Below are 17,990 nucleotides of genomic sequence, written 5' to 3' on the forward strand. Positions count from 1 at the left end.
GCTTTCTTCCTTCAGTGACTTGGTAGGTCTGTTGAAGGATCACGCGGTGACCACCTCTACTCGGCTACGACACGCCGATCATCGAACCGGCCGGTCCGATTCCTACACCACTCTGCCGGACGCAACCTTGCGAGAGGCAGGCAATCTGGTGGTCTGGCATTTCCTGCCGGCCGCACAGCAGGTGCTGGCCGACTGGGATCACGAAGCCACCCAGATGGTGTGCTGGCTCAAAGCCATCCTCGGCCAGCACCGCAGCGCCCCCGCCGCCCGAGCGCTGCTGACACAGCTTCAATCGCACGACGAGTTCTACACACGCTGGACCGACAGCCTGCAGATCACCTACCGCCGAGACCCCGGACATCCCTTGGTCGTTCGAACCGCCGACGGTCAGCGCAGGGAAGTCAGCGTCGAAACCAGCACCGTCACCGATACCCACGGCTACATCCGCCTGCTGCTCGGCGTTCCCAAACACCCTGTGCCGGCACAACCAGGCAAATGACGGCGCGACCGCCGTCGTGAGTCTCTGACTCGCTGGAAACTCGGAATATTCCATGCTCTGATACGCAACCGTCGACGTCTCCGCACGCTCTATGTTCTGACGCGCCTCATACGTGCCCGCATTTGACGGGTTTCACCGCGCCCGCAATACCAATCAGGTGCAGCGCCTTCGCTGACATGAACGCATGTTCCATTACTGGATAACCTCTGGCAAATAGTGTGATGCCGGGCTGCATTAATGCAAACAGCCACGCCTACGCCACTGGCGCGGCAGGCAGAGTGTCGGGTGTTATGGAGGCGAGCCTTTTCGGGCAAACGAAAATGCGCCGTGGGCTTCCCTTCGGGGAACACATTCGCCTTCTTATCAGTCCCCTGCGGGTGTTCTCCGGTGGGAGGCGCTTCGATTGAGGAGGAGGTGTCGTCGTGGGCGGACGTCTGTCCTCGGACACACGTCACAATGCACCGGCATCCCGTCGATCCGAACCGCGGAATGAACGACACCGGGGGTGGCGGTGAGCGAAACGGTCGACGAGGTCGCTCATGCTTTCGGTCCCGGGATCCTTCACGGCGTGCAGGTGGCCAGAGCGGTCACAGACCTGGTTCGAGGTTTGAATGCCGAGCAGCGCTCGGCGCTGGAAAGCCAACTGCGTATCGCGCAGGGTATTGAACTGCATGACGCGAAACGCGACAGCATCGCTGAGGATAACCGCCGCAAGGACGAGCAACACGACCTCACGCTGCAGCAGCGTCGACGCGGGATGCAGATCGCGGACGAGGATGTGGTGCGCCGCAGTTTCGACAGCGCCCAGCGAAACGCGCGCGGGGAGCGCGAAACTGCTGCCAGGGTCGGCAATACCCGCTTGCAGAGCGAGCTCACGTGGCTGACCGCGGCGGTCAGGGCTGCCGAATTCCAGTTACGCGTCGAGGACAGTGCCGCGGAGAACGCGCGGAAAGACAGAGTCGCCGACGCGCAGGTCCGCGCCTCCAACGCGCGTGAAGACACTGCTGTTGCCGAGCGGGGGATCAGACAGGCAGACCACGAGCGGCGCATCGAACGCGACAGTGCCGCGGAGCAGCGGGAGACCGAGCTGCACACCGAACAGATCAGCGGCTACAAGAACCGCGACCGCCGCTCTAAGAAAAAGCACAAGGAGGAGGTGGCGGAGATCCGGGAAAGGCGCGCGATTCGTCGGCGCACCGCCGGTTTCGAGCAGACGCTGACCGGTCATCAGCAGGAGGCCGAGAAGGTGATGGCGGCCGCTGGGCAGTTCGCGGCTGGCGTCGGTACCGGCGGTCTGAGCGATGAGCATGCTGACGCCGCGAAGGCATGGGGTCAGCGGCTGCAGGAGGACACCGGCCTCGATCCCGACGCACTCCGCTTCGCCGACAACAAACTCGCAGACATCGATCCCGATCTGGCACAGGATCTCTCGGACGGCATCGCCATCGCAGCACAGGACGCCGCGATCCGAATCCTGCTCGAGCATCTGCAGGGTGCCGAAGAAAGCGGCGCTGGTCCTGGGCCGGAGACCGGTGAGCGGATCGGGGACGCTGTCGCGGACGTGAACGCCGTGGCGGACCCGGCTGCGGGCGCTGATCTGGATGCCGGCGCGGCCGCCCAAGCGCGTGCGCCGGAGCAGGGCGCCGAGCCCGGAGTGGGCGCGTGACCGGCCGGAAATTCGAAAGCTCAGCCCATCCGATCGCCACCGCAGTGTGGCGGCGACTTCGGTGCCGTCGCAGCAGCGCCACGACCCGAGACGACCTGCCGCCGACGCACCGTCCCGTTCGGGCGCTGCACAGGTTTCGGCCGTGCTTCCGCGCTGCGGCACCACGACCCGAGGATGCGCAGTGAACCGCAACGTCGACGACCGCAGGCGGCTGACATCGATCGGCCCGCCGGCCGAGGCTCCGCACCAGCGCCTCGGGTATCTGCTGGTTGTCGCAGCGCTGCACCGCGCCTACAGCATCATTGCCCGAGCGCGCATTTCGGAGGACACCGAGTCCCAACGCACCCAGCAGCGCGTCACCACCGAGCGTCGCCTTGCCGAGCTGGACCTCGCCAGCCCGCCGGAGCATGTCGCGACAGCGTTGACCGACGCCGTGGTGTGGAGCGAGGAATCGCCTCTCGCGCGCCGGCAGCTGGCGCGGCTGGTAGCACACTACCGCCGCACCTGCGGGCTGGTGACCGACCTAGACGCCGACACCCTTGCTACGGACCCGGATTTCGACGCGGAGGCCGACCACCAGCGTCTCGACCGCGCCGCGCGGGAGCAGCAGACCCGAGTCGCGCAGCAGGCAGCGGCCGCGTTGATCGCCGCAGCCGGGCTACCCGCCCAGGATGAGGCGCGGGCACTGCGCGCTGTCACCGACCCTCGCGAGGGAAAGCAGCGCGCCCGGCTGGATTCCGTGCTCGCCACCGCGGGCATGGGCAAATTCGACCGTCAGAGAGTGATGTTCGTGCTCGCCTACCTCAGCGGCAGCACCGCGGAGGTCGATCTGCTGACCGAAGCGCCCGTGATGGTCGATGCCCGCGCGGAGTTGACGGGCATGCTGCGGCGGGAGATGCAGGAGGCCCGCGATCCGCAGCGCAGCGATTTCTTCGGGCCCGGGGAATACCTTTCCGGCCCGTGGTTCGAGGCGGGTGTGCTGTCGCTCTCGGAGCCGGACAGGCGATTCGCTCGCCAGCTGCATGACGCGGTGACGCACGGCGGGCCGATGCCGGACATTCCCTGGCCGCGCCAGGCTCACCGCGCGGAACTGCAGCGCCTGGTGTGGAGCTACGTGGTCGCGACACGCGATGTTCACCGCGCTGCGGAGCGTCTCGCGGTCGACCCGGAGGCCTTCACCGACCGCGTACTCGGCCAGGTCAACAACCTGCTCGACGAATTGAACACCACCCGCATCGCGATCGTCGAGCAGATCGAGCACGGCGAAGGGCTGCTCGGGATCGAACGCGTCCGGGTACGGCAGGTGCTGGACCGGTTCGCAACCGGCCCGGCGGAGATGCCGGGATTGCTGTTCGTCAGTGAGCGACACAAGCAGGCACGCGACCTCGCCCGGTATTCGCATGAGGCGGATGTCCTAGCCCAACGTGCCGAGTGGGCGATCAAACAGGCCCTCGACACCGCGGGGATCACGGTGTTGCCGATGGAACCCGACAATGAAGTCCCGGGCGCGATCAGCGACATCGTCGGTTCGTCGGTGCAAGACCACCTCTACGACCTCGCCAGCGGACACGATATCTATGACGACGACACACGCGGCCGGATCAGCTTCACAACAGCGGTCCAGAAACTCGAGCGGGCACTGGCCGAGGCCGGCATTTCACAGCAGCAGCGGCGGGAGTTGCACAGCACACTCGATCATCTGACCGTCGCCGCGGCCGAGCTGAGCACACCGCTTCTCACTCGACGCCACGCATGGCAAGAGCGGATCGCCGACCTCACCTGCGCCGCCGAACCTGACATGCCTTCCCTGCACACAGACGACCCGTTGATCCGCCGCCTGTTCATCGAGACAACACCACCACAAGCATCGACACCTGGCACCGCGATGGCCATCGACGCTGTTCTGCCCCACGGTGTCGAGCGCGCCACCGCGCGGCAGCTCACCGCCGGTGACCCGTCCCCACCGGACGCGGTGGAGAGGGGAGCATCCGCCCACCTCTGACCACCGATGCCGCAACCGCAGCGAGGCCAGGCAACGAGCCGCCCTGCGAGCCGGCCAGCAGCGACCAGGGCGCCGACCACGTCGGCAGCGCCCGCGTACAAGCACGCCTGCATTCGGCTCCACAAACCCGACGAGCCGAGAACTTCGATCACACGTCCGGAAAGGAGAACATCGAGATGAGCCAGCCGGTGAACGCCGAAGTCCAACGCCTGACCCACCACCGCAGCGCTATCCGCCGACTGCGGCAGACACCTACCGCCACCTCGACGAAACCCCAGGCCGCGCACCGATGGCAGCGCATGACCCGAACAACCTCGATTGATGACGCTGAGGCCGACCTGGCCACCAGCACACCCTGCGCCGCGGCGGTGTGACCGGTGGGCGGCGAGCACATGCGGAACAAGCGATGACTCGACCCGAGTCGGCGGTGCGCGCCGGGGACATCCCGGCGAGTCAGGCAGCGCTGCTTCGCACAATCCAGCGGTTGGCCGCCCGCACCGCTCGTCTGCGGCAACGCATGCTCACCTCCGACCTGGACGTAGCGGCAACGACCGAAATGCTCTCGGAAATAGAGAAATTCACGCTCAAACGAAAACTGGTCGAGGACAAGGCCGACACCATCGGCGTGCCCGCGCGGTGGGTTCACCGCGCACAAGAGCTGGGGCGGGCGGGCCACACATGGAGCGATGAGCAACTGTTCCCCCAGCCGGTCCGGTCGACGGGCCGAAAAGCGGTGAGCCGCCTCGCCCAAGACACCCGCCAGTTGACCGACATGGCGGCAGTCACCGCCGTGCGCACGCATCGCCTCACCATCGAGGGCATCGAATGGGAGCCAGCTCCAAGCGCAGCACGCCAGTTCCGCACCAACATGCAGGCCCTGTGGACACGGTCCGCGCGCGCTGCAGATGCGATCCGATTGAAAGGCCAGGAACCCGGCCAACCCTGGGATACCAGCGACGCTGAATGGCAGCACCTTCTGCGCCACTACATGGAACACCCCCTCCATCACGTCGACGAGTCGTGGCGCCGCTACACCGCGCCGAGTATCGCCGAAAAGGCGAACCACTCCCTGACGGAGCTGCGCCGCACCATGCACGCCACCCCCAAGCCCCCCTCGGCTGTCGACTGGGAGGAGCCGCCGAGACCGGATGTGCTGATCCGGCGTGCGCAAGAGGCGCTGCACACACTGCTGCGTGACCGCCTGGACGCCGATCCTCCTCGCACGCGCGCAGCGCGTCGCGCCGGCACATCAATCGGGGCTGCGATCACCGACATCATGCCCCCGGCCGCGGCGGCCCTTTCCTGGTACGCCGCACCGCACCTCAATAACCGAATTCCCCCAGCAGCCGAGGCCCAGCGGGATATCGGAGCCGACCCATAGACAGCCCGGCAGTGCTTTCGCCAACCAGTACACACCTCAAGGAAGATCGATGCACATCCCGCCACCGGGCCGACTACTCGCCCACTTCCCCCAGACCGACGGTGCCCGCGCCCGAACCGCAGCAGTGTCGACGGCACCGACAGTGAGCACCACGAACCCTCGACCAGGTAGAGCGGCAGCCGAGGACGCTGCCCCACAACGACCGTCATCGACGGTGGCGGCGCCGGATCAGCTGGGCACAGGTCTCCGCGCAGGCGATACACCGTCCACGGCACGGGCAGGGAACGAGCCATGACCAATCCTGGGTCGCCGTCCGAGCCCGGCGTCGATCGTCTCTATCGGCTCCTACCGCCACACTTGCAGCAGGTGCCGATTCGCTACGACTACGCCGCCGACGTCGCGCGCGACGAACTCCTCGTCGAACACCTGCGTGGGCTGCAGAATCTGGCCGCCGAAGCCACCGGGGAACAGACCCCATTCGGCATCATTCGCGGTGAGGACAGCCCGACGGTGACAACCGCGCGGGGTGAAGCGCTGGAGACGGCATTGCGCGAGGCGGCGCGCGTGGCGACCGCAGACGGTGTGCCCGCCGACGGGATCCAGCGCGCCATCGCTTTCGGCCGCGCCGGAATGTACTGGCACCAGCAGCCGTCGGATCCGGTCTTGGGGCGCATGGCGGCGTATAGGCAAGCAACCGAGGCCGCGCAGGAACGGATCGCTGACCTGGAAGTACAACTCGGACAGGTGCCCGGCTTCGTTGCCGATGCGTGGGGGAAGGCGGTAGCGGGCGATCTGTCCGCGCCCCACACTGCCGCAGCCGCGGATGCCTCCCGCGGTAGAGGTGTGGATGCCGCGAGCGAGGCTGGGGACGGTTGGCCACAGGCGGGTAACCCGATCGGCGGAGCGATCGCCGACACGATGAGCGGCGGGGTGATCGGGGGACACTGGGCGCCCGAGCCTGCGTCACCGCATTGGGACGCGGGCAGTGGCATCGGTGGCGCGGGGGCGGAGCGTTGAGCCCCGGTATGCGGCCGCCAGCATCGACTGTGCGAGCGCCGCGGCGCAGGGGGTGGTCGCGGTGAGCCCGGCCCGGGAATCTCGGCGCCGCACGACCGCGGGCATCGGAGAAGAGCTCACCAAACTCCTTCTTCTGCTAGGAGTTATCGCTGTCGGTGTCGTGCTGTGGGGCGCGTTGTGCCTGGGCAGCGCTCTGGCAGGCTTGCCGATCCGATGGAACCCGACGGCGGCGCTGCTGGAGGTGGCTTTCGGTAACCGGACCTGGCCATGGCAGTCGACGGTCATCGCTGGAGCGTCCGCTATGGCTGCCACGGCGGCGGCAGCGCGCTGGTTGCTGCGGCGGCGGGATGGCCGGTTGGAGATCGATTCCGCCGCGCGGACGATGCAGCGGCCCCGGCAGTTGAGTGTCGGCACGGTCGGTGCGAATGCCGAGGCCGCGCAGCGGCTGCTGAAAGACGCACCCGAGCAGGTGCGGGCACTTGCGGGCCCTCCGCTGGGTTTCACGGTTGCGGGCGATCTCGCCTTGCATGTCCCTGCCGAGTTGTGTGTGTTCATCGAAGCCGGTGCGCGCACCGGCAAAACCATGGCGTGGGCCATCCCGGCGATGATGGCCGCGTGGGGTCCGGTGTTGGCGACCTCCAACCGCCCAGACCTCTACCGGCACACCGTCTTGGGACGCCGGCAGCGCGGCCGGGAGTGGTTGTTGGATCCGCAAGGGGTCACCGGCACCGCACAGGTGGGGTTCTGGGTGGACCTGCTGCGTCAGGTGAGCACGTTGGCGGCGGCACGCAAACTCGCGTCGTTCTTCGTCTCGGCGTCGAAAGACAAAGACGCCCGCGTGGACAGCTATTTCGATGGCGGCGCTCAAGATCTGCTGGCCTGCTACCTGCTGGCGGCGGCATGCGCGGGCGGGGACCTGCTGCATGTGGCCGAATGGCTGGGCCGCGACCAGGACACGACCCCAGCGCTGATCCTGCGGAAGCACGGCAAACTCCGTCCCGCGCAACGCGTCCTGGAATACCAGGCGCTGTATAGCCGCCAACGCGACGGCCTGTTCGACATGGCCCGCAGATTCTTGAACGTGCTGTCAGATGAGATCTACGCGCGGATGGTGTGCCCACCGCTTCGGCGCACGATCACCGCTCATGAACGCGGCGACAACGATATCGAGGTCGAGGTCGAACTGGACTACGACGGACCCTGCCACGATCTGCCCGAGTTCGACCCGCGCGCGTTCGTCACATCCAACGACACGCTGTATGCGTTGAGCATCGAGGGCCCCGACTCCGCGGCGCCGTTGACCGCCGCGCTGGTCGGGCAGCTGCTGGAGTCCGCGTTCGCTGCCGCACGCGCTCGCCCGGACGGGCGGTTGGCGGTGCCGTTGCTGGCGGTCCTGGACGAGGCCGCCAACTGCTGCCCCATCTCGCTGCTACCCAGCTACTACACCTACGCCGGTGGCCACGGCGTCATTCTGATGACGTTCCTGCAGGTCCTCGAACAAGGCAAGGACCTGTGGGGAGAGAACGGATTGAAGACCATGAGAGCACAAGCGATCGAGGTCTACGGCGGCGGAATCAGTGACACCGAATTCCTTCAGCAGCTCTCCACGATCTCCGATGAGCATGATGTCGCCGACCGTTCCCACAGCGTCGGTCCCGGAGGATCCAACCGCACCCTGACCTGGCGGGCCGAAACGATCCTCAACGTGGCCGCCTTGGCGGCGTTACCCAAGCAGCGGGCACTGGTGCGGCTGCCGGGCCACCGCCCGATCCTGGTCCGTAAACCGTGGTGGCAGCAGGGAGAATACGCCGCGTTGATCACCGAGTCCCTGTCCCTGTTCGACGAAACCACCGAAACTGCCAAGCGGCCGGTCATTCTCGAACCACAGCCGCATAGCGAGGACGAACTGTGACCGGGAAGAAGCGCAACACTGCGGCCACACCACCACCGCCGAGGTTCGCCGATTTCGTCAGCTTCGCCGAATCCTGGCTGCTGCCGTTGATCACCGTGCGGTTGGCCGAAGCCAACCGCGAAGGCACCTACACCTGGTGCACACGTTGGTGGGCCCACCGTGCGGTCGCGGTGCGGATCGCGCACCTGCATTCGGCATTCGAAACCCACCGGGCCCGCGACGACGCCGCAGCCGTGAGTTCGTACCTGCTGCAGCATGTCGACCGCCACTTCGAGGTGATCCTCGACGCCGCCAACGGCCCGCTGCATCGGTGCACACGCACCAAACATGTTGCGGTGCCATCGTTGCCGTTCGACCCGGTGCCACCAGAGTGGTTCGGTCCGGCGATCACTCGGGCGGCGCCGAGCGGCGGGGAGGATGAGCCGCCGCCGCTGCGGTTTCCCAGCTTCGTGGAGTTCACCGAGCAGTGGCTGTTGCCGGTGACCTCGGTGCGGCTGGTCGGACAGGGCCGGGAGGGCAACTTCACCTGGTGTCGGCAATGGTGGCGACACCGTGCAGTCGCTGTGCGGTTCGCAGCGGTGCACGCGATCTTCGAAGCCGCGCGCCGCAGCGAAGACCGCAGCCAGATGAGCAGCCTGTTCGTCTCCCACATCGATCCGCAGATGCGCAAGATCCTCGATGCGGCCAAGGGGCCACTGCACCGCTGCACCCCTGAACGGCACACCGACAGCCCGGGACTGCCGGTCGCGGCCGTACCGCACGATTGGTTCGAGCCTCCGGGAACCATCACAGCGGTCGAAGATGCCGGATTCGGGCCGGACTTCAGAATCCTGAACGACCTGCACACCTAGAAGTACGCGACTCGGGCCATCCCGACGCCGAACTGGAAGCAGCGGGCACACGGATGGACGCGCCGCCGGACCTGCACTGACCGGGACCTTCAGTGTTCGGCTCAGTACCGGTCGTCTCCCGGAAGGCGGGCGGGGGCTATTCTCGCCCGCAATCGCAGCCGCGAACCCGGCAATCTCTTGAACCACAGATTATTACGGGCTCGCCGCGGAGCTGCTGCGCCGCGCCGGGCGGCGCATCGACGACGATGTGCTCGCGCATATCAGTCTGGCGCACAGCGAGAACATCAATCCTTCTTCGGCGCCATCGAGGTCGACAGCGACGCAGAACTCTGGGGCGGAGCAGCGGCGGTGTCACGTCATCGACAGTAGTGACCGTCCGCCGCTGTCCGCTCCCCGTGGATTACGTCGCCAGGAATGCCAGCATGTCCTGACGCAGCTCGGGGTTGGTCTCACGCTCCGCGGCTGCCGCGACCCAGTCGCGTGCTCGTGGCGGGCGAGCCTCCTGCGGCCAGGCACCCAGGATGGTGAGGGAGGCCCGGCGGCACCGGACGACACGGTTGGCGAGCGCGACCAGAAGCAGTCCGCCGCCGATGCCAGGGCGGTCGCGCAGATTCCACACGATGATCTCGAGAGCCATATCCGCCTCGTAATCTGGACCCAGGCCCAGTGATTCGGACGGACCGGATGCCAGATCCTCGAGCGGCAGGAGCTGCTCGGCGAGACCGACGACCTGGTCCACCGTGACCTCGTCGGCGTGCCGCATCGTCCACTGCCAGACGTAGGCGTTGTGGCGATCACTCCGCAAGCGCGCGAGCGCCTGCGGAAGCACCTGCATGCCCAGCCGCCCGCCGCAGGACAGTGCGACCTCGAACACGCGGGGCGGACGCTCCGCGTGCCCCTCCGGACGAACCGGGTCGGCGAGTTCGGCGCGGGGCGCGAGCTCGCCGGTCACCAGATCGCGCCACCGCTGCTGCGCCACCAGGGACGCGTACCGGGACCGAAGCCGCGTCGGCTCGCCATCGGGCCAGTCGAAATCGCCACCGGACACCAAGTGTTCGAGGGTGAGCGCCGCGTCGAGCCGCACGAGGGTGGGTTCCGCCCGCGCGAGGAGTTCCGCGAAGCGGTGCATGGCGGGTACCGCGTCGTCGTAGTCGTGCATGTCCTGGGCGGGGCCGCCGTTCGCGAGGGCCTTCAGGATGTCCGCGGCTCCGTCGAGCAGCGCGTCGTCGACATCGTCCTCGAGTAGAGCCTCGTAGAGACCCCCGGTTGTGGCGGCGATGTGGGCGAGGTATTCGTTCATCACACCATTGCGGAAGCCGCTACGCAGCAGCCAGGCTCGGATGTCGGGGTCGACGCAGCCTTTCAGTCGTTCGACCGCGTGAATTCGTCCCCAGCCGTCGAGACGTTGTGCCAGCTGGAAAACCGCGCGCTGCGCATCGGGTTGGGTATTCATGAGCGCGACAACGGCGAACAAGGAGAATTCGTCCAGCGTTCCCAGCAATTGGAGCAACTCACGGTCGCGCTCGTCCCCACACGTTCCCAGCAGCACGATGCCGAGTTTGGCGACCTCTCGACGCGTGGCATTCTCGGTGACGAATCGGGCTGCAGAATGCAGCTTTTCGCGCGGAACCGGCCGGGATCGCAACTCCCGCACCAGGTCGTCGGCAAGACGCACGGCCTGCAGGCCGGAGAAGAGGTCGAGCAGAGCGGCCGGGTCGTCGAGATGGGCGATGACCCGGTCGGTCAGTTCGGCGACCGGCTGCGATCCGGTCCCGAAGTGATGGGTGCTGATGCCGTCGTAAACGACGCTGGGAATGACGAATTCGCCCGACTTCCGAGGCTGTTCGTCCGGAAGCGGATGCCCGTCACGCGGCCACGGACCAGGACCGTGGAGAGCAGCGAGGGATAGTGCATGGGCCACGAACGTGGCCTCGCGGGGGCTCATCGGCCCGGGCGGAGAACGCCCTTTCCGTAAGAGATCATGTGCACGAGGATGGCAGCTCGCCCGCCAGGACGCAAGCTCGGGCCGGTTGGGCGAACCGGGCGTGGATCACCTGATGGAACAGCCAACTCCCGGCTGCGCCTGCGGTTGAGCTCGATTCAGCGTCCGTCTATCGCTGGTCCTCACAGAGCGCCAACTGGTCGAACACGACCAAGGCCGTGCGCGTGGGGTCGTCCGGCGGGTGCACCCGCAGTGTGTGATGTGGGTTCGGTGCAACACAATTGTTTCCGGAGCGATCACCGGCCGGGCTGCGGCTTCGGCCAACCGTTGGTCGACGCTGGTGAGGCTGCGATGCGGCAGCACCGACCGAGACATGCGCAATGCATCGCTCCAGCCGAGCCGCATCGGTTCGGGCGTCAACGCCCGTGCCAGCAGCAATGCGGCGTCGACCGACTTCGTCGACGGTGCCAGCACCAGCGCGACGATCGACCGAGGCGAAAGCCGCGCTGTCGGGGCGGCTGCCCGGATTCCCCATCCACGTGCGACCACCCCTGACCACGGCCACCGCGGAAAAAGCCGATACCACCCGAACCTTCCTGCACGACAACATGGTGGGACGACTGCACGGGTGACTCGGCGGATGTTCGGCTCTGCGACCCGGCCGTTGGAAGGTGTTGTTCGTTGATGACAACGTGGTCGACGACCCAGCGGGCAGAGTTCGCGCAGCCCGCGTCGAGGTCTCTTGCCTGGTATGTATCCCAGTCGGCGAGCTTGCCCGTATCCCGCTCGGCGCCGCGAGCGGCCATCCGCGCCTGGATCTCGTCGGTGGTCGCGTCGAGCCACACAGTGGTCACCGATACCTGTTCGGTGACCTCGGCGACCGCGACATAGATTCGCGCAGCAAGATTCCGCCGTCGGCGGCCTGTTGGATGAGTGCGAGGAACGGTGCGTCCAGCACCACCGGGTGCCGGGTACCGACAGGTCAATCCGACACGGACGAGGCCGGTGTAGAGGTGCGGGGCACCACGGAGTGCTAGACGCCGCCGTCGCGATCGGATCGGTCGCCGGCCGGCAGCGCTATCTCCGCTTCCTCCAGCCTGGGGGCGTACGAATCTTGGTCCAGCACCGTCGCCCCGGCCATCGCGGCAGCGAACCGCGCCGCGGTGTTCTTCCGGGAAGCCGGGACGCCGCCGATCACCAGCATCCCGGCACCGTCGAGGCGGTGCGCGCACGCGCGCTGTTTTCGTGCTGGCGGCGAGCACGGTGGCACGGTCGGTCCGGCGATCGTGATCGGCGCACACGGACACCACTTCAGCACAGGCAGTATGCGATCTGCCACAGAGCGCGCTGCGGCCGGTCCAGTGCGGTCAGCCCTGTGCACGCGCAGGGAGGTTCAGTTGTAATCCACCATGATTGTTTGCTATCTGGATCCGGACGGAGGTTTCGGTGGAAGCGTGTGCGGGGTGAGGAGGCCGAGTTCCTGGGCTGCGCGCACTGCTGCGACGCGGTCGTGGACGCCCAGTTTGCGGTAGAGGTTTTCGGTGTGTTTGGTCGCGGTCGCTGATGCGGTGCCGAGCCGGGTGCCGATGGCGTGGGCGGTCAGGCCCTCGCACAGCAGTCCGAGGACGGCCAGTTCGCGTGGAGTGAGTCGGTAGTCGCTGGGATCGCCTGGTCCGCGATGTCCGTACGCCGCGGTCTGGTGGGCTTCCACCGCATCGAGCAGTGAGCGGGCCAGTGCGGAGTACTCGAGATCGCCGTCGCTGAATCCGTGACCGCTGCGGCTGAGTATGACGCTGCGGAGTCGTCCTTCCCCGGCGGACAGCGGTAGTGCCAGCTGCCGGTCGATACCGATGGCGGCCTTGCCCGCACGATAGGCCTCGCCCTTCCACCAGTGATCGTCGGCGACCTCGTCGAGAGTCAGCGGCGTCGTGTCCCTCGTGTGTGCGTAGTGGCGGAGTAGGGGATGGGAGCGCATGTGCGCGTGGATGAGTGCGTCCAAGGGGGCCTCGAACAACCAGTCCGGTGTGCCGGTGCGGGCGTGTCCGGTACCGGCGTGCCAGTCCAGATCGACGAGTACCGCGAGATCGCATGGTCAGGTCGGTGATGAGTCGTTGCATGAGCAGCGGCCAGATCTGCACCTGATTGCGTTCGGTGATGATCGCCAGAGCCAGGTCGTGGATCTTCTTGGCGTTCGAGTCGGGTCCTGACTTTACTCCAGTATTGTGCGCCAACCGATTCCGTCGTCCGGTCGAACCGGAAGCGCTATACGAAATTGTTCGCATAGCTCGCGCGCCTGCCCAAAAACTACCGTTGACCTACGCGAAAGTACGCAACCGCGAACCGCCTCCGGCGGAATCCGAGCGCGACCCGACGGAGTCGCTGAGACTGGGTCAGGCAGCCACATGTGCTGCGCGGCAATGGCGGCCGGGACTGTTCTCGGTTGTGGGCGCGCACTGGTCATTCATCTTTCGAATACGGGCACAGACAGGAGCAACCTCTATGCACACCATCCGAAAAACCTTCCACGCGCTGATCTTGTGCATCACGGTCGGACTTGCCGCGACGCTGGCGGCGGGTCCGGCCTCAGCGGACCGCAATGTCGTGTGCCGTGTCGAGCTGACCTTTCGGATCGCCGGCGACGACCTACGAGGCAACACCCTCGTTCAGGTCACGCTGGGTACGAAGAGTTTTCTCGCCAGTGGCGGGATACCGGGCAACACCATCGACTCCAGGATCGGCGAGTTCGAGGGGTGCGTACCTAACCAACCGGCGCTGGAAGGCGGCTTTGCGATCACGTCCATCTCCAATCCGTCGTGGCCGGAGACCACCGACAACTGGGACCTGGCCGGCTTAACGCTGCGTGACCCCGACACCGATTTCATCTACTTCGACAAGCAAGCGAGGGGAACACGGCTGATCCACCGGTTCACCGGCGAGGAGCCCACCATCCACACCGGCCCGATCCACTTGGGATGAGCTGAGGGTCAGCGGTCACCACCCGGAACCGCTGACCCTCCGGCCTCATAGCCGTAGGCCGTGCCGCTTCGTATCAGCTCTGCACCGCCCCGGGCGGTGCAGAGCCACACCTCCGACGAGGACCTCGGTGACATCCGCAGACTGGTTGAGCAACGCCAGCTGCACCCGACGCCAGGGGCGACCGCCGAGACTATCGCCTCTGCGGTCGAGGACCATTTCGCTGATGTGTGGGCGCAGCTCATGGACGAATCGTTCGGCCGCAGACCAAATGCATTGGACATCAATGCAGATCGACGCGGCATCGAAGTCGGTGCTAATAGACAGGGATGAGCCGCCGCCATCCAACGGGGTACGCCGGTTTCGGGCCGTTGTGGCCGACACCGCCGCTGGCAGGTCGATTCGTTCTCCTGGGACTGTCCGGAGAACGGCTCTGTCCCGTATTCTTAAGTCCCCTCTCCTGCGGCACATGGACAGTGCCGCCGTCTATGTGTGGCTCCGTTCGTCATCTGTGACAGCGACGGTTTCAGAGTGCGTGGCGCACACGATCGGGGATCTGGCTCCGCAGCTGTCAGCTATGGCTGGTCTGTGCGGACGGAGGGGTCCGCCGGTGTGGGTTCGGCTTCCTGTTGTGTTGCCTGAACAGCGGTCGGGGATCTCGGTGTGATCAGCAGTTCTGCGATCCTGGCGGCGTCGGCCTCTGTGAAGCCTTCCGCGTCGTCAGGCGCATGGTCACGCCGGCGGGCTTCCACCAGCATGCGGTTGTGCATTGCTTTCGCCAGGCCACTGTTCACCACAAGATCCCGAAGGGGTGCCGGGAAATCGAGAAGCCAATTGTTGCTGGAATCAGCGAGATGGAGCAGGACGCGCTGGTCGATAAGGGTGTGCTTGGTCGTCGGCCGGCCATCGACATCCTCGGTGTAAGGAAAGATTCTCACCCCGAATGCGCGATCGAGTTTCTCGGCGGCCTCGGCCGACCGGATCCAGCCTGCGGCTTCGCCGGTGGCGCCCGACTCGCGCAGGAGCACCGCGAGGAGATTCGGGCCCTGGTCCCCACGCCGACGAGCATGGTGGAGCTGGATTCGGCCGGTTTCAGGTGGGGCGGCGGATGGCCTGTACGGCAGTGTCGTAGAGGTCGAACATGTCGACCTGTCCGCCCAGGCGTACCCATTCCTCGTTGGCTATCTGCAGGCAGATGATCGCTGCTGCGGCGACCGCGCGGGCTTGGAGGGTGCGCCGGTCGGAGTCGGGCAGTCGCGGCTCGATCAACGGTGCGAACAAGTCTTGCCAGCGGGCTTGTTTCTCGGCGTGTCCGGCGCGGAGGGAATCGTTGCCGAACAGCAGCGTGATGAACTCCAGGCGCCCTTCGGCTGTCATGTCGATCTCCTCGAGCACCTGGAACGCCGCGCGCAGCGCGGCCCAGGCATCCTCGTCGGCCGGGCGCTCCGAGAGGCGCGCGGCGATCAGTTCGCCCTGTTCGGCCAGGCTACTGAGCGCGAGGTCTTCCTTGTTGCGGAAGTAGTTGAACAGGGTCCGCCGGGAGACGCCCGCAGCGGCGGCGACCTCGTCGAGGGTCGTGTTGTCGTAGCCCTTGGCGGCGAACAGCTCGATAGCGGTCCGGGCGAGCAGCGAGCGGACCACGGAGCGGGTCTGTTCCCGAAGAGGTGTCGGTTTCGAAGCCATGCACTGATGGTACGGCATCTCACGCGATACAAATACTTGCACGTGGTGCAAATCCATGCGTAGAGTGAACGGCATGAGCAAAATCGACTACCACCGCCAGACCGTCATTGTCACCGGCGCCAGCTCCGGCCTCGGCGCCGAATTCGCCCGCCAGTTGGCCCGCCGCGGCGCGAACCTCGTGTTGGTGGCCCGCCGGGCGGACCGGCTGGAGAGCCTGGCCGCCGAACTCACCCGCGCCCACGACGTCACGGTGACCGCCATCGCCCGCGACCTCGGCCTGCCCGACGCCGGCCGCACGCTGCGCGCCGAACTCGAGTCCCGCGGCATCTACGCCACCGGACTGGTCAACAACGCTGGCTTCGGCACCAACGACGCCTTCACCGACGAGGATCCCGACCGCCTGCAAAGCATGATCGCGCTGAACGTCAGCGCGCTGGTCGACCTCAGCCGCGCCTACATCGACCCGCTGACCGCCGCCGACACCGGCGTCCTGATCAACACCGCAAGCCTGCTGGGCTTCCAGCCGATCCCGTACATGGGCGTCTATGCCGCCACCAAGGCCTTCGTCCTCAGCTTCACCGAATCGCTGTGGGAAGAGGCCCACGGCACCAACCTGCGCGTGCTGGCCGTGTGCCCGGGCGCGATGCAGACGGAGTTCTTCGACGTCGCCGGTAACCAGTCCGCCGACCTCGGCACGAAACGGGCCACACCCGAGCAGGTCGTGACGATCGCTCTCGACACGCTCGACCGCCGGTCCGCGCCCCCGTCGGTGGTCACCAACAGCCGGTCGCTCGTCCTCCTCGGCAAACTCCTGTCACGTCGCGCGATGGTCCGGCTCATGGGCTGGATGGCCCGCCGCTCGCACACGCAGCCCACCGCCCCCGCCAACAGCTGAGGACCATCATGACCACCACGGAAGTCACCACGCAGCCCACCGATGCCGAGCGCTTCAGACACATCCTCCACACTCAGCGCGCCGCCTATCTGCGCGACGGAGCGCCCTCCCTGGCGGCGCGGCGCAACGATCTGACCAGGTTCAAGGCCGCGCTGATCGCCCGGCGAGGCGCCATGGTTGGCGCAAACCTGGCCTAGCGTGGACCTGGCTGGCGCGCATCTGGCCCGGGCGATCCTGATTTGCGCGAACCTGACCGACACGCGCTTGAGCGGCGTGGACCTGACCGACGCGGACCTGGGCGGGGTGAGACTAGGCGGCGCGGAGCTGCCCCGCGCGAACCTGACCGGCGCGCGCTACGACGAGTCCACGCGGTGGCCAGCGGGAGTCAAGCCACCGCCTCGGTGATGTCTTTCCTGTCGGCTGGACGGGACAGAGTGATCGGCCACACCCGGTATGGGGCAGGTCGGTGACAAGGTGCTACTCGTCGCGGGCGGGGTCTCGGTGTTCGAAGTCTTGGAACTCCAGGACGACACTCACGCGCCCGTCGAGTCCGTGCTCGATGCGCCTGGCCGCTACCCGTTCAGCGTCCGCACTGACGCGCTCGTGCCCGCTCCGGATGCGTAGCGACCTTTTCGGCGAGCACGGGGCACTTGCTGCACGATCATTTGTTGTTCAGGCGATCACCTGGAGTAGTTCGCGGACCGTCCCGTTGGTGTGGAGCTCGTAGATACCGGTTGCGATGTGGCTTGCGATGTCGCCGCTAATTGGCTGCTCGACACCAACTGCGAGCGCGGAGATGGTGGGGTTGTTGTCCAGCTGGTTCCAACCGGTGTTCGGTGTTCCGTTGAAGGACCAGGCCTGTCCTGTGTTGTGCAGCTGGACCAGCGTTCGGTCGAACGCGGCGATCGCCTTGGTGGCCGGGTTAGCGTCCAGTTGCTGCCATCCGGTGTTCGGCACACCGGTGAACCGGTAGATCCGTCCGCTGTCGTGCAACTGATAGAGATGGTCGCCTGCGGCGGCGATCGCCTTGGTGGCCGGGTTGGCGTCCAGTTGCTGCCATCCGGTGTTCGGCACACCGGTGAACCGGTAGATCCGTCCGCTGTCGTGCAACTGATAGAGATGGTCGCCTGCGGCGGCGATCGCCTTGGTGGCCGGGTTGGCGTCCAGTT

21 protein-coding genes and 3 pseudogenes are annotated in these 17,990 nt (G+C 66.6%); 16 read left to right on the forward strand and 8 right to left on the reverse strand.

Annotated elements, in window-relative coordinates:
* The first annotated feature begins 46 nt into the window (after window positions 1-46).
* The 9 genes and pseudogenes from IU459_RS35360 to IU459_RS40570 all read left to right on the forward strand — a co-directional run.
* Window positions 47-499 (forward strand): MmyB family transcriptional regulator, encoded by a 453-nt coding sequence (locus IU459_RS35360; RefSeq protein WP_195133956.1) that lies wholly within the window; start codon window positions 47-49, stop codon window positions 497-499.
* A gap of 511 nt (window positions 500-1,010) precedes the next feature.
* Entirely contained in the window at window positions 1,011-2,165 is a 1,155-nt protein-coding gene (locus tag IU459_RS35365) for a hypothetical protein (RefSeq protein ID WP_195133957.1), read from the forward strand.
* A 181-nt stretch (window positions 2,166-2,346) separates the two neighbouring features.
* Window positions 2,347-4,167, forward strand: coding sequence for a hypothetical protein (locus tag IU459_RS35370; protein ID WP_195133958.1), 1,821 nt, complete (start codon window positions 2,347-2,349; stop codon window positions 4,165-4,167).
* Window positions 4,168-4,343: 176 nt separating this feature from the next.
* On the forward strand, window positions 4,344-4,541 hold the full coding sequence (locus tag IU459_RS35375; RefSeq protein ID WP_195133959.1) for a hypothetical protein: 198 nt from the start codon (window positions 4,344-4,346) through the stop codon (window positions 4,539-4,541).
* A gap of 110 nt (window positions 4,542-4,651) precedes the next feature.
* Window positions 4,652-5,548: a hypothetical protein gene (locus tag IU459_RS35380; protein ID WP_195133960.1), complete on the forward strand. Its 897-nt coding sequence runs from the start codon at window positions 4,652-4,654 to the stop codon at window positions 5,546-5,548.
* A 291-nt stretch (window positions 5,549-5,839) separates the two neighbouring features.
* A complete protein-coding gene (locus IU459_RS35385; RefSeq protein ID WP_195133961.1) occupies window positions 5,840-6,565 on the forward strand; it encodes a hypothetical protein in 726 nt (241 codons plus the stop codon).
* A 61-nt stretch (window positions 6,566-6,626) separates the two neighbouring features.
* A complete protein-coding gene (locus IU459_RS39880) occupies window positions 6,627-8,477 on the forward strand; it encodes a type IV secretory system conjugative DNA transfer family protein (RefSeq protein ID WP_195133962.1) in 1,851 nt (616 codons plus the stop codon).
* The gene (locus IU459_RS39885; protein ID WP_195133963.1) at window positions 8,474-9,328 is read left to right on the forward strand and encodes a DUF4913 domain-containing protein; all 855 of its coding nucleotides are present in this window, start codon (window positions 8,474-8,476) and stop codon (window positions 9,326-9,328) included. Before IU459_RS39880 ends, IU459_RS39885 begins: the two co-directional genes overlap by 4 nt.
* A gap of 181 nt (window positions 9,329-9,509) precedes the next feature.
* Window positions 9,510-9,697: pseudogene (locus IU459_RS40570) on the forward strand (hypothetical protein); the annotation flags it as partial.
* Window positions 9,698-9,728: 31 nt separating this feature from the next.
* On the opposite strand, the gene IU459_RS35400 reads toward IU459_RS40570, so the two are convergent.
* The 3 genes and pseudogenes from IU459_RS35400 to IU459_RS39015 form a co-directional block, all read right to left on the reverse strand.
* Window positions 9,729-11,273, reverse strand: coding sequence for a hypothetical protein (locus tag IU459_RS35400; RefSeq protein WP_195133964.1), 1,545 nt, complete (start codon window positions 11,271-11,273; stop codon window positions 9,729-9,731).
* A gap of 166 nt (window positions 11,274-11,439) precedes the next feature.
* A pseudogene (locus IU459_RS40575) lies at window positions 11,440-11,529 on the reverse strand (DUF7161 family protein); the annotation flags it as partial.
* 17 nt (window positions 11,530-11,546) lie between these two features.
* Window positions 11,547-11,762, reverse strand: a pseudogene (locus IU459_RS39015) (integrase); the annotation flags it as partial.
* Between IU459_RS39015 and IU459_RS35405 the strand changes: the two are divergent.
* Window positions 11,735-11,902: a hypothetical protein gene (locus IU459_RS35405; RefSeq protein ID WP_195133965.1), complete on the forward strand. Its 168-nt coding sequence runs from the start codon at window positions 11,735-11,737 to the stop codon at window positions 11,900-11,902. The pseudogene IU459_RS39015 and the gene IU459_RS35405 sit on opposite strands and share 28 nt — an antisense overlap.
* A gap of 401 nt (window positions 11,903-12,303) precedes the next feature.
* Here IU459_RS35405 and IU459_RS35410 read toward each other — a convergent pair whose 3' ends face one another.
* Window positions 12,304-12,474, reverse strand: coding sequence for a hypothetical protein (locus IU459_RS35410; protein ID WP_195133966.1), 171 nt, complete (start codon window positions 12,472-12,474; stop codon window positions 12,304-12,306).
* Between the two features lie 216 nt (window positions 12,475-12,690).
* The gene (locus tag IU459_RS35415) at window positions 12,691-13,284 is read right to left on the reverse strand and encodes a helix-turn-helix transcriptional regulator (protein ID WP_195133967.1); all 594 of its coding nucleotides are present in this window, start codon (window positions 13,282-13,284) and stop codon (window positions 12,691-12,693) included.
* Between the two features lie 140 nt (window positions 13,285-13,424).
* Here IU459_RS35415 and IU459_RS35420 point away from each other — a divergent pair, with 140 nt between their 5' ends.
* Together IU459_RS35420 and IU459_RS35425 are read left to right on the forward strand one after the other, a co-directional pair.
* On the forward strand, window positions 13,425-14,246 hold the full coding sequence (locus IU459_RS35420; protein WP_195133968.1) for a hypothetical protein: 822 nt from the start codon (window positions 13,425-13,427) through the stop codon (window positions 14,244-14,246).
* A gap of 60 nt (window positions 14,247-14,306) precedes the next feature.
* Window positions 14,307-14,576 carry a hypothetical protein gene (locus IU459_RS35425; protein ID WP_195133969.1) on the forward strand — a complete coding sequence of 90 codons (270 nt, stop codon included), beginning with the start codon at window positions 14,307-14,309 and terminating at the stop codon, window positions 14,574-14,576.
* Window positions 14,577-14,818: 242 nt separating this feature from the next.
* On the opposite strand, the gene IU459_RS35430 is transcribed toward IU459_RS35425, so the two are convergent.
* Entirely contained in the window at window positions 14,819-15,271 is a 453-nt protein-coding gene (locus IU459_RS35430; RefSeq protein WP_195133970.1) for a hypothetical protein, read from the reverse strand.
* A 64-nt stretch (window positions 15,272-15,335) separates the two neighbouring features.
* Window positions 15,336-15,926: a TetR/AcrR family transcriptional regulator gene (locus IU459_RS35435; RefSeq protein WP_195133971.1), complete on the reverse strand. Its 591-nt coding sequence runs from the start codon at window positions 15,924-15,926 to the stop codon at window positions 15,336-15,338.
* Between the two features lie 73 nt (window positions 15,927-15,999).
* Between IU459_RS35435 and IU459_RS35440 the strand changes: the two genes are divergently transcribed.
* From IU459_RS35440 to IU459_RS35455, 4 genes are read left to right on the forward strand one after another with little or no spacing between them, the layout of a single operon-like run.
* Window positions 16,000-16,821: an SDR family NAD(P)-dependent oxidoreductase gene (locus tag IU459_RS35440; RefSeq protein WP_195133972.1), complete on the forward strand. Its 822-nt coding sequence runs from the start codon at window positions 16,000-16,002 to the stop codon at window positions 16,819-16,821.
* Between the two features lie 8 nt (window positions 16,822-16,829).
* Window positions 16,830-17,018: a hypothetical protein gene (locus IU459_RS35445; protein WP_195133973.1), complete on the forward strand. Its 189-nt coding sequence runs from the start codon at window positions 16,830-16,832 to the stop codon at window positions 17,016-17,018.
* 1 nt (window position 17,019) lies between these two features.
* Window positions 17,020-17,226 (forward strand): pentapeptide repeat-containing protein, encoded by a 207-nt coding sequence (locus IU459_RS35450; RefSeq protein ID WP_195133974.1) that lies wholly within the window; start codon window positions 17,020-17,022, stop codon window positions 17,224-17,226.
* 48 nt (window positions 17,227-17,274) lie between these two features.
* On the forward strand, window positions 17,275-17,445 hold the full coding sequence (locus IU459_RS35455) for a hypothetical protein (RefSeq protein ID WP_195133975.1): 171 nt from the start codon (window positions 17,275-17,277) through the stop codon (window positions 17,443-17,445).
* Between the two features lie 48 nt (window positions 17,446-17,493).
* Here the strand turns inward: IU459_RS35455 and IU459_RS35460 are convergent.
* The coding region (locus IU459_RS35460; RefSeq protein ID WP_228838961.1) for a hypothetical protein at window positions 17,494-17,990 on the reverse strand (497 nt) is incomplete at its 5' end.

The organism is Nocardia amamiensis, from assembly GCF_015477605.1.
In the GTDB taxonomy this organism is placed as follows: Bacteria; Actinomycetota; Actinomycetes; order Mycobacteriales; family Mycobacteriaceae; genus Nocardia; species Nocardia amamiensis_A.

Coding starts and splice junctions, on each gene's coding strand:
- IU459_RS35375 (WP_195133959.1), top strand. CDS start 4,344: ATGAGCCAGCCGGTGAACGCCGAAGTCCAACGCCTGACCCACCACCGC.
- IU459_RS35385 (WP_195133961.1), top strand. CDS start 5,840: ATGACCAATCCTGGGTCGCCGTCCGAGCCCGGCGTCGATCGTCTCTAT.
- IU459_RS35400 (WP_195133964.1), bottom strand. CDS start 11,273: ATGAGCCCCCGCGAGGCCACGTTCGTGGCCCATGCACTATCCCTCGCT.
- IU459_RS35410 (WP_195133966.1), bottom strand. CDS start 12,474: ATGCTGGTGATCGGCGGCGTCCCGGCTTCCCGGAAGAACACCGCGGCG.
- IU459_RS35420 (WP_195133968.1), top strand. CDS start 13,425: ATGATCGCCAGAGCCAGGTCGTGGATCTTCTTGGCGTTCGAGTCGGGT.
- IU459_RS35435 (WP_195133971.1), bottom strand. CDS start 15,926: ATGGCTTCGAAACCGACACCTCTTCGGGAACAGACCCGCTCCGTGGTC.
- IU459_RS35440 (WP_195133972.1), top strand. CDS start 16,000: ATGAGCAAAATCGACTACCACCGCCAGACCGTCATTGTCACCGGCGCC.
- IU459_RS35445 (WP_195133973.1), top strand. CDS start 16,830: ATGACCACCACGGAAGTCACCACGCAGCCCACCGATGCCGAGCGCTTC.
- IU459_RS35455 (WP_195133975.1), top strand. CDS start 17,275: ATGGGGCAGGTCGGTGACAAGGTGCTACTCGTCGCGGGCGGGGTCTCG.